Source organism: Akkermansia sp. 54_46 (genome assembly GCF_001917295.1).
Lineage (GTDB): Bacteria > Verrucomicrobiota > Verrucomicrobiia > Verrucomicrobiales > Akkermansiaceae > Akkermansia > Akkermansia muciniphila.
Genome location: NZ_MNUD01000032.1, coordinates 170853 through 183307 on the forward strand (window position 1 = coordinate 170853; position 12455 = coordinate 183307).

The 12455-nt window shown below is 56.7% G+C and carries 11 protein-coding genes and 1 rRNA gene; 6 read left to right on the forward strand and 6 right to left on the reverse strand.

The features are described from left to right. Nucleotides 1–50 precede the first annotated feature (50 nt). Nucleotides 51–377, reverse strand: coding sequence for a metalloregulator ArsR/SmtB family transcription factor (locus tag BHW66_RS07155; protein ID WP_046434322.1), 327 nt, complete (start codon nt 375–377; stop codon nt 51–53). 174 nt (nt 378–551) lie between these two features. Here BHW66_RS07155 and BHW66_RS07160 point away from each other — a divergent pair, with 174 nt between their 5' ends. The 3 genes from BHW66_RS07160 (at nt 552) to BHW66_RS07170 (ending at nt 4494) form a co-directional block, all read left to right on the forward strand. Then, nucleotides 552–1385 (forward strand): deoxyribonuclease IV, encoded by an 834-nt coding sequence (locus BHW66_RS07160; RefSeq protein ID WP_046434576.1) that lies wholly within the window; start codon nt 552–554, stop codon nt 1383–1385. Nucleotides 1386–1539: 154 nt separating this feature from the next. Beyond that, a complete protein-coding gene (gene eno / locus BHW66_RS07165) occupies nt 1540–2829 on the forward strand; it encodes a phosphopyruvate hydratase (RefSeq protein WP_022197750.1) in 1290 nt (429 codons plus the stop codon). Nucleotides 2830–2955: 126 nt separating this feature from the next. After that, entirely contained in the window at nt 2956–4494 is a 1539-nt protein-coding gene (locus tag BHW66_RS07170) for a hypothetical protein (protein WP_146023929.1), read from the forward strand. Here the strand turns inward: BHW66_RS07170 and BHW66_RS07175 are convergent, their stop codons facing one another. Beyond that, nucleotides 4495–5184 carry an SWIM zinc finger family protein gene (locus BHW66_RS07175; protein WP_022197752.1) on the reverse strand — a complete coding sequence of 230 codons (690 nt, stop codon included), beginning with the start codon at nt 5182–5184 and terminating at the stop codon, nt 4495–4497. It lies immediately after the preceding gene. A gap of 191 nt (nt 5185–5375) precedes the next feature. Between BHW66_RS07175 and argH the strand changes: the two genes are divergently transcribed. Together argH and sulP are read left to right on the forward strand one after the other, a co-directional pair. After that, entirely contained in the window at nt 5376–6743 is a 1368-nt protein-coding gene (gene argH / locus BHW66_RS07180; protein WP_046434570.1) for an argininosuccinate lyase, read from the forward strand. Nucleotides 6744–6879: 136 nt separating this feature from the next. Further along, complete coding sequence (gene sulP, locus BHW66_RS07185; RefSeq protein WP_022197754.1) at nt 6880–8559, forward strand: sulfate permease; 1680 nt, start codon at nt 6880–6882, stop codon at nt 8557–8559. A gap of 395 nt (nt 8560–8954) precedes the next feature. Here sulP and BHW66_RS07190 read toward each other — a convergent pair whose 3' ends face one another. From BHW66_RS07190 to BHW66_RS07200, 3 genes are all read right to left on the reverse strand, one after another. Continuing rightward, the gene (locus BHW66_RS07190) at nt 8955–9482 is read right to left on the reverse strand and encodes a hypothetical protein (RefSeq protein WP_022197755.1); all 528 of its coding nucleotides are present in this window, start codon (nt 9480–9482) and stop codon (nt 8955–8957) included. 12 nt (nt 9483–9494) lie between these two features. Next, nucleotides 9495–9986, reverse strand: a complete 492-nt coding sequence (gene nrdR / locus BHW66_RS07195) for a transcriptional regulator NrdR (RefSeq protein WP_012419886.1) — start codon at nt 9984–9986, stop codon at nt 9495–9497. Between the two features lie 279 nt (nt 9987–10265). Beyond that, entirely contained in the window at nt 10266–11759 is a 1494-nt protein-coding gene (locus BHW66_RS07200) for a sialate O-acetylesterase (protein WP_162378762.1), read from the reverse strand. A gap of 289 nt (nt 11760–12048) precedes the next feature. On the opposite strand from BHW66_RS07200, the gene BHW66_RS07205 reads away from it, so the two are divergent. After that, nucleotides 12049–12195: a hypothetical protein gene (locus BHW66_RS07205; protein ID WP_233444558.1), complete on the forward strand. Its 147-nt coding sequence runs from the start codon at nt 12049–12051 to the stop codon at nt 12193–12195. 130 nt (nt 12196–12325) lie between these two features. On the opposite strand, the gene rrf is transcribed toward BHW66_RS07205, so the two are convergent. Next, nucleotides 12326–12441, reverse strand: a 5S ribosomal RNA gene (gene rrf / locus BHW66_RS07210). Between the last annotated feature and the right edge of the window lie 14 nt (nt 12442–12455).

Here is a 12455-nt window from a genome sequence, read left to right on the forward strand (position 1 = left end):
AATATCAAAGTGTTTGTGTAGAAATCAGAAGAAACTAGAGTATCATGTCCTTATCTCCGCAGAATGGGACTTTCCTTCAAACAGTCTAATACCTGGCGAAGGCACGGACAACACAGGGAATAATACACATTCTTCCCCCGCTGTTCACAAGAGAGCACACGATTGTTCTTCAACACATTCAAGTGGCTGGAAATCGTGGACATATCGCGCCCGGAATCTTTTTGCAGTTCGCAGACGCAGCGTTCCCCATCCAGAAGCATCTCCACGATCATCAAACGGACGGGATGCCCCAATGCCTTGAATACACCGGCAAGAGGTATCAGATCCTTGACGGAGGAAGCCGGGAGCGAAGAATGTGTACAGGAGCAATCAGGCATAAACGATGGATTCATTATTTTGAAAAATATAAAAATGTAAATCTATTTTTCGTTACGTCCATGGCGCGCCGCGCAAACACGGTATCCTACGGCAACAGCCTTGAAAACTATCCCCATGCTGGACAGGTCAATTCCCTTCCGATATGCTCGCTTGCATATTTTCCCGCCACCGCCATGCTGCACATCGGATGCCATCTTTCCTCCGCAAAAGGCTATGAAGCCACGGGCCGGGTTGCCCTCTCCATCAGCGCCAATACTTTTCAGTTCTTCACCCGCAATCCGCGGGGGAGCAAAGCCAAAGCTATTGACGAACAGGATATTGCCCGTTTTCTGGAATTAGCGCGGAACAACGGATTCGGAACGCTGCTGGCACACGCCCCCTACACGCTGAACCCCTGTTCCGCAGACCCCGGCGTCGCCCGTTTTGCGGCCCAGGTGCTGAAAGAGGATCTGGAACTCATGGAACATCTGCCGGGAAATCTTTATAACTTCCATCCCGGCTGCCATGTAGGTCAGGGAGCGGAAAAAGGCATTGAACTGGTGGCGGGCCAATTAAACGGCGTGCTTTCTCCGGAACAAACGACCATTGTTCTGCTGGAAACCATGTCCGGCAAGGGAAGCGAAGTCGGCCGGACCTTTGAAGAACTGGCCGCCATTATGGAGCGGGTGGACCTGAAGGACAAGCTGGGCGTATGCCTGGATACCTGCCATGTTTATTCCGCCGGATATGATATTGTCAACGGGCTGGATTCCGTACTGGAACATTTCGACGCCGTGCTGGGCCTGGAACGCCTGCGCGCCATCCACCTGAACGACAGCATGACGCCCTTCTCCTCCTTCAAGGACCGCCATGAAACCATCGGCAAGGGTTCCCTGGGAGAACAGGCCTTCATCAACATCATCAACCATCCCGTTCTGCGGGAATTGCCCTTCTTCCTGGAAACGCCCAGGGACGACGCCGGGCACGGCGAAGAAATAACGTGGCTGAAGGAACATTACCGCAACTGAACCGCCGCCAAGGGGCACCCATACTGATTGAACTCCGGTCTTTCTCCCGGAGAAAAAGCTTGCATCCGCTTCGGATACAGGATACACAAGCCTCATAAGTTAGTTTGAGCTAATTTCAATATCTGGTTTCCAAGGAAGAACCCATCCGATTTTTATGAAAGAAATGCGCATCGCGAAAATAACAGGGCGTGAAATTCTGGATTCACGCGGCAACCCCACCATTGAGGCGGACGTTTATCTGGAAGGAGGCGCCGTAGGCACGGCGGGCGTCCCCAGCGGAGCTTCCACCGGGGAACACGAAGCCTGGGAACTCAGGGACGGCGACGCAACCCGCTACCAGGGCAAGGGAGTCACCAAGGCCGTAGACAACATCCGCAACATCATTGCTCCGGCCCTGATCGGTCTGGAAGCCACGGAGCAAACCACGGCGGATGCCCTCATGAACTCCCTGGACGGCACGTTCAACAAAGCCAAACTGGGGGCCAACGCCATTCTGGGCGTTTCCCTGGCGCTTGCCAAGGCTGCGGCGGCCCAGCTGCACCAGCCCCTGTACCGCTACCTGGGCGGCCCGAACGCCAAGGTTCTGCCCGTCCCCATGATGAACATCATCAACGGCGGCGCCCACTCCGACGCGCCCATTGACTTCCAGGAATTCATGATCGTCCCGTCCGGCGCTCCCACCTTCCGGGAAGCCCTGCGTTATGGCGCGGAAGTTTTCCATGCGCTGAAATCCGTTCTTCATGACCGCGGCCTTTCCACCGCCGTGGGCGACGAAGGCGGCTTCGCCCCCAGGCTGAACTCTGCGGAAGACGCCCTGGATTGCATCGCCCAGGCGGTAGACAAGGCCGGTTACCGGTTCGGGGAGGACATTTCCATTGCCCTGGACGTGGCTTCCTCCGAATTTTATGAACCGGAATCCGGGCTGTATGTTTTCAAGAAATCCGACGGCAGCCGCAGAACCGCCGCAGAGCTGACGGACTACTATGTGGAACTGAAGAAAAAATATCCCATCGTCTCCATTGAAGACGGCTGTGCGGAAAACGACTGGGACGGATGGAAAACCCTGACGGAAAAACTTGGCAAAAGCACTCAGCTTGTCGGAGACGATCTCTTTGTCACCAACGTGGAATTCCTCAGAAAAGGCATTCATCTGGGCGTGGGCAACTCCATCCTGGTGAAGGTCAATCAAATCGGCTCGCTGACGGAAACGCTGGACGCCGTGGAACTGGCTATGGGCAACCGCTATACCGCCGTTATTTCCCACCGTTCCGGAGAAACGGAGGACGCCACCATCGCGGACATTGCCGTAGGAACCAACGCCGGACAAATCAAAACCGGCTCTTTGAGCCGTTCCGACCGTATGGCCAAATACAACCGCCTTCTCCGGATTGAAGAAGAACTGGGAGAATCCGCCCGCTACGGCAACGGATTTGGCCTGTTCTGACCTTTTTGCTGGAACTGGTATCAAGCAACGCCAACCCCCGGCCGCCGCGAGGCGGTGCGGGGCTTTTTCATTCTCCGGAGGAAACTGCATCCTTTTCTTTGGAACAAAATATGCCATGCTGGCCTTTTGGATTCCTCCCTGCCGACCAGTTTCCCGTTCCGCGCCATGTCTGCCCGCTTCTTTCTGCCCGCACGCCTTCCGCTATGCGCGGGACTGTTGTATCTGGCGTTGCCCCTCCTCCTTTTTCTGCAGGGATGGGTGCATCTGGCCTTTTCCGCGCCGCTTTGCGCCGCACTGGCATGCGGGCTGTACGTCTGCGCCCGGCATCTTCCGGCACAAAGGCTTCCGTTAAGCGGGCGCAGATTGGCCGCGCTGGGTCTCCTCTCCTTCTTCTGCCTGATGCTGGTGCTGTTGTGCGGATTCACGGGCCACTGCCAGCAACATGCGGATTTTATCATCCGCAATGCCGTTTATGAACGCCTTGCAGCAAATTCCTGGCCCCTCGTCACGGAGGACGGACATCATTTCATCTACTACCTGGGCCATTGGCTGCCTCCGGCTCTGGCGGCTTCTTTCTGCCCGGCATCATGGGCTCCCTGGCTACTGGCCCTGTGGACCTTTCTTGGGCTGGAACTGGCGCTGCTGGCGGCAACCGTCCGCTGGGGAATCCGGAAGACGGCCCGCTGGGCACTGATACTCCTCTGCCTCGGCTCTCCGGCAGCGGTGCCGGACTGCCTGGGAATTCCCCTCTCCTCCCTGTTTGCGGAATACCATGCCCAGATGGTCCTGTTCATCGGCATGCCCGTCCAACTCTTCAACACATTCAATCACGCCGTTCCGGCGCTATTGTGCGCCGTATTCGTCCTGACGCGCTCCCTGCCTCCCTCCGGGTATTATCTCGCGGGAACTCTTCTGCTGCCGTCCTCCCCGCTGGGCGCCCTTCTGCTCCTTCCGTATATGGCGTATGAAACCCTGTTCCGCCTCCCGGCGGCACGGAAACCGCTTTCCCGTCTCCGTTCCCTTCTGGGCCAGCCGGTTTTCTGGCTCGCGGCCCTGTGCACGGCCGTCATGGCCGTCTTTTATTCCCATTTGGACGGAGGAGGGCAATTCTCCTGCCTGTTTGATGCAAAATATGCGGAAATTTACCATTACGGGCAACAGCGGCTTCTGCTCCATCCCGATTCCGTCAAATACGCCAGCTTCCTGCTGGCCCTGGCCCTGGGGATACTGCTGCCGGGGGCGCTCCTCTTCCCAAAATGCCGGAAAAACCCGTTGTACTACATCACGCTGGGCATGATGGCAGGCAGCCTCTTTTTCCGCACGGGCATCATGAACAATGAACTTCTCTTTAAAGCTCCGGCCGTCCTCTATCCCTTCCTTTCCCTGCTCTTTCTCCGGGCCCTCCGCCGGGGAGACGTGAAATACCGGGCCCTCCTGATTCTTTATCTCGTTTTTTCCGCCCTCCCGAACCTGCAATGCATCATGGAAAAAGCGGAAACATTCTCCACCCGGGCGAGCATCATGCGGAAACATTGGCAAACGGCCGGCGGCACGCCTGACTGCCCGGGCACCCTCATCCGCCGCCAGTTCATGAAAAAGGACGGCCATCCCCTTCCCTCCTGGCTATTCAAAACCGGAATAAAACCACAATCACGGCAACAATAATCAATCCAGGCTGATGCCGAATATATCCGAAAGGGAACCGGCATCCACATCCAGTGCGTCTTCTCCTCCGGGAACGGGTTCCGGAGCTTTCGGAATCAAAACGGAGGAATCCATTCCGCGCAGGGTGAACAACAACTCCGGCTGCTTATCCAGCATCACGCCGAAAGCGTACAGGACTGCGGCCGCATGCTTGCACAAATCCGCCCAATCCGGACAGGAACAGGAAAAACGCCACTCTTCCGGCGCGGGAAACAGGCCGCCTTCCGGAGCGCACAGGATTTCCAGCAGCTCGGGAGACAAATTCCCTTTCAGCAGATCAATCCAGGAACCAATCTGCCCGGCGCATCGTGCGCGCAGCCGGGCAAGCGCCTCTTCATCCGGGGGGGAGGCCTGGATGCAAACCTCATACAAATGTTCACCCATCACCAGAGCATCGATGCGGCCGGGAACCGTTTTAAGGTCCAGAACACAGCCATAGCGCAGGTAGGTCCGGCCGGGGGCCAGCCGCATCCCGTACACCTCGCACGCGGACAGACTCTTCATCCATTCCTTCCCCCAGAACCTTTTCGCCAGGGTACGCCCGGAAACCGTTACGGGGCGCAGTTCCATCCCCTCCGCAGCCAGTTTCGCCGCCTTTTCCTCCGCGCGTTTCCGCAAATCTTCCCGTTTCAGAGGCATTTCGTCATCCATACGCACGGCATCGTAATAACATATCCGCCCCCATCCGCCACAGGGAAAAGACAGCCATGCTCCGTTTCTCTCTTTTCCGGCTCCACTCCGGTTTTCCAGGCATGCGGATTTTTCCCAGTTCCGCGGAATCTGCCTCCATTACCCATTTCAGGCTTTCAAAACGGAAGCTCCTGGGGCACAACATGTGGGTCATGTGGAAAGGCAGATTTTCTAAACCCACCGCTGATCTGGTTCAACGCTACGGCGAATCCGTCTCCTACGACTGGAGGCTTTTCCGCCAGGACATTGCCGGATCCATCGCCCATGCGCGGGCCCAGCTCAAGGCTGGCCTGCTTTCGCAGGAAGAATTCAACGCCATTGAATCCGGCCTGAAAGACATCCTGAAAGACATTGAAGCAGGCAACTTCTCGTGGAGCCGGGAACTGGAGGACGTGCACATGAACATTGAAAGCGAACTCACCCGGCGCATCGGCGCTCCGGGCGCCAAGCTGCATACCGCACGCTCCCGCAATGACCAGGTAGCTACGGACACGCGGCTTTACTGCCGGGCGGAAATCGATGAAATTTTGGGAAAAGTGCGCCATCTGCAGCGCGCGCTGGTCATGAAGGCGAAGGAATACGCAGATGCCATGATGCCGGGCTATACTCACCTGCAGCGCGCCCAGCCCGTCACCATGGGCCATCACCTGCTGGCTTACGTGGAAATGCTGGACCGGGATGCGGACCGCCTCAAGGACTGCCGCAGGCGCCTGAACGTCTCCCCGCTCGGTTCCGGAGCCATCGCCGGTTCCACCATCTGCCTGGACCGCCACGGAATTGCCGTGGAACTGGGTTTTGACGCAGTTACAGAAAACTCCATGGATGCAATTGCCGACCGGGATTACATCATGGAAATACTTTTTGACCTGGCCGTAGTCGGAGCCCATCTCTCCCGCATGAGCGAGGACGTCATCCTGTGGTGCACGGCGGAATTTGGCTTCGCTTCCTTGTCCGACGCCTATACGACAGGTTCATCCCTGATGCCCCAGAAAAAAAATCCGGATGTCGCGGAACTCACCCGCGGAAAAACGGGGCGGCTGTACGGTAACCTCACCGCCGTCATGGTGGCCGTCAAAGGGCTTCCCCTGACTTACAACCGCGACCTCCAGGAAGACAAGGAACCCCTGTTCGATTCCATTGATACGGTTAAACTGGCCTTGGACGTCAATGCGGAAATGATAGCCGCCATGACGGTGAACACGGCCAGGGCCAGGGAAGCGGCGTCCGATCCCATGCTGCTGGCCACGGACTTGGCGGATTATCTGGTGCGCCGCGGGGTCCCCTTCCGGAAGGCCCATGAGCTGGTCGGGAAGGCAGTCGCCATGAGCATCTCCACGGGTACGCCGCTCAACAAGCTGAGCGATGAACAATTCGCCTCCATTTCAAATGCATATGGAACAGACGCGCGCGACGTATTTGAATTGACAAAAGCCTTCGCCCAGCGTACCAACCCGGGGGCTCCCAATTCCGACAACACCCGCCGCCGCATCGCCTACTGGGAAGGCATCCTTTCCAAGTAACGCCGCCTGCGGAGGCGGACGGGAACGAAGAGAGCCTGCCGTCCGTCTCCGCGGGGCGCCTCCGGGTGCAGGAAGGGGACGCTTCAACCCCGCCGGCGGCGGCCACAACCGCAGCCGGCCAACCATCCCGGCAGCCATGTTCAAACCTGCTCTTCTCTCCTCTCTCAAAACTTATACCAAACAAACCTTTCTGGCGGACCTTTTTGCGGGACTGACCGTCGGTGTAGTAGCCATTCCGCTGGCCATGGCCTTTGCCATCGCATGCGGACTCTCCCCAACCCAGGGCCTCATCACCGCCATTGTGGCCGGGTTCCTCATCTCCCTGTTCAGCGGAAGCAAATATCAAATAGGCGGCCCCACCGGAGCCTTCGTGATCATCATCATGGGCGTCCTGGAGCAATACCACGCATCCGGCCTGCTGGTCTGCACATTGATGGCGGGCCTCTTCCTCATCATCTTTGGGTTCTGCCGCATGGGGGCGCTCATCCGCTTTATTCCATTCCCTGTCACCACAGGGTTCACCTCCGGCATCGCCGTGGTAATCTTTTCCACGCAAATTAAAGACATCTTCGGCCTCACCATCACGGAAAAAATTCCCGGAGAGTTCATTGAAAAATGGGCGTGTTACTTCCATTACTTCCACACCATCAACTGGGCGGCGCTGGGGCTGGCCGCCGGCACCGTAATCATTACCCTGCTGAGCCGCCGCTTCTGGCCCAGAATACCGGCCATGCTGGTGGGCATGCTGGGCATGACGGCCGTTTCCGTGGCGTTTTCGTTGCCTGTGACAACCATCGGGCAAGCCTTCGGCAGCCTCCCGAATACGCTCCCCCTGCCCTCCCTGCCCAGCATTGACTGGAGCACCCTGGGGGCGCTGACGGCCCCTGCTTTCACCATCGCGCTGCTGGCGGCGATCGAATCCCTGTTAAGCGCCTCCGTAGCGGACGGCATGACCGGAGGGCGCCACAAGCCCAACATGGAGCTGATTGCACAAGGTATCGGCAACATCGGATCCGCCCTGTTTGGCGGCATTCCGGCCACCGGAGCCATTGCCCGCACCGCCACTAACATCAAGGCTGGAGCTAAAAGCCCGGTTTCCGGTATGATTCACGCCCTGACCCTGCTGGCCATTCTGATGGCCTTTGCCCACTATGCCCAGCAGATTCCCCTGGCTGTCCTGGCGGGCATTCTGACGGTAGTGTGCTACAACATGAGTGAAATACACACGTTCAGCCGTCTACTGAAAGGGCCCAGGCAGGATGCGGCGGTGCTGGTAATCACCTTCCTGCTGACCGTGTTTGTGGACCTCGTTGTAGCCGTGGAAGTAGGCGTGGTGCTGGCCGCCCTGCTCTTCATGGGCCGCATGGCCCAAATCAGCGATGTTTCCGCCATCAAAAACGAACTGCTGGAAAATGATGAGGAAGATGATGGAAACCGCTCTGCCGCCAAGCTGGACATCCCGGAAGGCGTGGAAGTTTTCGACGTGAAAGGTCCCTTCTTCTTCGGTGCCGTGGAGCAATTCAAGGACCAGGTTCTGGAAACGCTGGAACATGATACCAAGGTGGTTATCCTGCGCATGCGCCTGGTTCCCGCGCTGGACGCCACCGGCCTGAACGTCCTTTCCGACTTCTGCCACCAGTGCCGGGAACACGGTTCCACTCTGCTGGTTTGCGGCGTGCAGCCCCAGCCTCTGGACGTCATCCGCCACGCGCCCTTTTACCGGGAGCTGAAACGCTACAATATCTGCGAGAATATTGACGCCGCCCTGAACCGGGCCCGCAAAATCATCAACGGCCCTGCGCCCAAACACCTGTAACAGCGGCCGTTCCCCCGTGCGGTCAGGGAGCAAGACCTCACTCTGCCTTATTCACGGCCTTCCGGTACGGGTGAGGCTGCTCCTGCTGCAAACAGCCAGAAATAACAACCTCGGGGAAAATGAGGGAAGGCCCCTTGCATTCCCTCATCCGGCTCATCTCCGGGAATCAGGCGGCACAATACGGCCTGTTAACTCTTATTGGGCCTTCCGGCAAAACAGGATGCCCGAGCATGGATCAACGGGCCCCGCAAGCCCGTTCCCGGTAAAGTGAAATAGCCTCGCATGCTCACGAAAAGCAGAAACGCGCTGCACTCCGAACCGGCTCCGTCAGCCGGGAAAGCGGAACCTGTTGAATTGCGCAGCTAAATACTCCAATACGGCACGGATAAGTTCCGTTAACAATCCGCCGCCTGCTCCTCATAGCGGGAAAGAAGGAAGTCCAGGTCTTCCAGCAGAGACTGGCAGGAACGGTCCCAGCGCTTCCTTCCCCGGAGAGCCATCACGCATTCCTTCCTGCCTGTGAAGCAATACCTGGTAATGCCATGCCCCCGCAATTCCTCCACTTGCTTTTTCAGCTCGCAGGCAAAAAACAGCCAGAACGGCACGCTGCGGGCAATCTCCGCGACGCAGACCGTCATGGGCGGCATCTCCTCCCTAAGCTCCCTTGCAAGGTGTTCCAGGCCCACTTCTGTGAGCATGCGGCGCAGACGCGCATACAGCTCGGACACCTTCATGACGGACAAATCGCACTCATGCTCCAGATAATAACGCACGGAAGCCAGCAGGTCTTCCTTGAACGGAAGGGTTGTTCCGGCACGCCGGGCAGCGTGCTCCAAAGCATCCGCCAGCCATTGTTCCCCGTACTCGGTAATCAGGCAATCACCAAGCTTGAGCAACGGTCTGTTGTTTCGGAAGCCGATCATGGAACAGGAAATTTAAAGAATGGGAAGCTTGCGCTGCAGGGGATCAATAAGCGTCTGGTGGCGCATCTGCGTAATCTCCTGGATAAACTCCTCCACATTGGAAAACTGGCGGTACACGGACACATAGCGGATATAAGCCACGGGATCTATGGCATACAATTTTTCAATCACCTTCTTGCCAATCTCGCTGGAAGGGACTTCGCGCAAATGGTCGCGGTGCAATTCGGAAATGATCTCTTCCACGGCGCGGTCCAGGCGATCCATGCTGACGGGCCTTTTTTCACACGCCTTTACCAGGCCGCGTAAAATCTTTTCACGATTCAGGGCTTCTCTCAGATTATCCCTTTTGACTACGCGCAACTCCGTGCGTTCAATCTGCTCATAGGTCGTATAACGGTAATCGCACCTCAAACACACGCGGCGGCGGCGAATGGTCGTCCCGTCTTTGGACATACGGGAGTCGATGACCTTATCTTCCAAATGACCGCACTGAACGCATCTCATGGCGCGACCATACTACTACATAACGCATCCATAAAGTAAAAAGTACGCCAAATATAGTACAGTAGACTTGATGATCAATGCTTCCCAAGCAGAACTTCCTGTGAATAAACCGGGGTGAAAATGCCGCAGGTCATGCCCCTGTTCGGTTTCCAGACCGCTCCGCTCCTGTGAATAAGAAAAAAGCCCATGGCCCTTCCGGGAGGAAAAAACGTATTTTTTTAACCTCCTCCCTCCACTAAAAAATACGGCAAGCATTCCGGACCGTACCAGGTCTATTGATTACGGATTCACCATGCCGCCTTGATTAACGACACTGCCCGCAACAGGTCTGGAGCCATTCAGATTCAGCACAGCGCCTTGCTTGACGAAGACTTTGCCCAAATTCACGGCCTTCCCCTCCATACCCTTCAAAGTCATCTCCACCTTTCCGGACAACGTCCAGGAACATTTCAGGGCAGAGGGCAGCACCTGTTCCAATACGACGCGGGCTGCTTCCGCCGTTTCTCCGCCGCCTTCCGCTTGGGTTACATGCACCTCCGCCTGGCCGGACAAACGGACAGGCATGGCTTTTTCCTGAACCGGCGAGGGCTTAATCTCCACGGCAGAACCACCCGGAATATTCCAGGACTGCCGGCCCGCCAGCTGTACATTCGTCCTCAACTGCAAATTTTTCCCCTCCGCCAGGCGAATACCTCCCGGCCCGATTACCAAACGGTCTCCGGAACTTCCCTTGCTCCGGACGATAACAGTCTTGACGGCCGGATCCTCCACACGGATACCAAACAACTTCACCCCCCCTGACACCAGGCTGGGTTTTACGGAAGAAGCTACATTCCACACGCATACGTTCTTCCCCGGCATTTTCCGGTTCATCCACGCGTCCGGAGAACCCAGGGGAAGATCGTAACGACCGCTTCGCACGGAGCCGGTATCCTTCCCGGCCAGCCGGGCGGCTTCATAAGCAAAACGGGCTCCTATGCTGATCTGAGACTGGCCGCTGTAATGCACTCCCATTTGATCTCCTGCGGTCAGTTTGGGAAGATCTCGGGTAGGGGCATAGCCCAGGGATGGACGGGATTCCGCCAGATCCTTCATCACCTGGCGGGTTGTCTTTCCCTGAACTTCCGTATCGCGTCCTTCCAGGCCGCCGGTAAGGTTACCCGTTTCCGGATCAGATTCATTCTTTCCGGCCCAATTGGCATTTTCTCCAAGGACGGCTTTCTGCGCAGCCAGTGCGGACGTATCCCCGTACGGTTTCAGATCTGCCGCCAGATTGCCCAGAAGTTCCAGAAAGCGGGAAGCGCTCTCCGGAACGGAAGTTCCGGCATTGCTTTCCCCCTGCAAATACAAAAGCCCGGCAAACTCCACTTTGGAATACTTGGACCTGTCCACACCCGCACAGGCATTCTTGACGGCCTGCACCAGCGTCCTGTAAGCCTGGCCGTTTTTCCGCCAATGGGAATTGTCGCCGCCGTCCCGGGAAGCTTTCACGACCGCAACGTCCGCATCCTTGAACCATCCATTCTTCTCCAGAGTAAAGGCAAACCCGTATTCCGGCCCCATGCATAAATTGCCGTTATAACGCGGCATAGCAGGCCTTACCTGCTCCCAGGATGTGGAAGCGCCGGGAAACACGCCTTCCCTTTGCCCAAAATTTTCATGCCAGTACAGAGTCTCCTTCGGTTCATACTTTTTTAACAGCTCCGGAGAAGCAGGGCTGCCCTTCACCGCCCCCAGAGAATTGGATTGGCCCGTCAGCAAAAAAATCTTCAATTCTTTTGCAGAACACACGGAAAAAAAGCACAGGAAAAATAAAAAGGATAGAAAACGAATCATTTGAATTGCATTTGCCTAGGGACGACTATAGCTGCCGGAATTTTCTTTTTCAACCGTCAACTATTACCCATAGGAACATGAACAGGGAGATGTAGGAAAAGACCAGCAGTCTTAAAACCCCATTCAAAATTTTCCGAGAAATAATCAGGAAAAATAAAAACCGGAAGAATTATTTTCTCCCGGATTTCTTCAAACAATTTTCTGAATAATAATGACGCAGAGGCGCATGGGCAGTTTCTTTGCTTCCCTTTCCCGCCTCTATCAGGCTTCCTGCCTTCTGCGCCTCCGCATGACCAGCCCCGCCAAACCCAGCAGGCTCCGGGAAGCCGTCGCCGGTTCCGGAACCAAATACGCAGACATGGCAGCCTCATGAAGTATAGCAACCATTTTTTCCCTACGGACAACTCCTTAACTAAGAGAATGTAGGGGGAGAAGAACGGGACCGAGCAAGAAAAGAACAGGCCCCGCGAGTCTGGAGACTGGCGGGGCCTGATGGAAAAAAATCCCGGCGGCGACCTACTCTTGCGGGACCTATCGTCCGACTACCATTGGCGCGGCAGCGTTTCACTTCCGGGTTCGGAACGGGACCGGGTGGGACCACTGCGCTCTGGCCACCGGGCTTCAGGGGGAAGA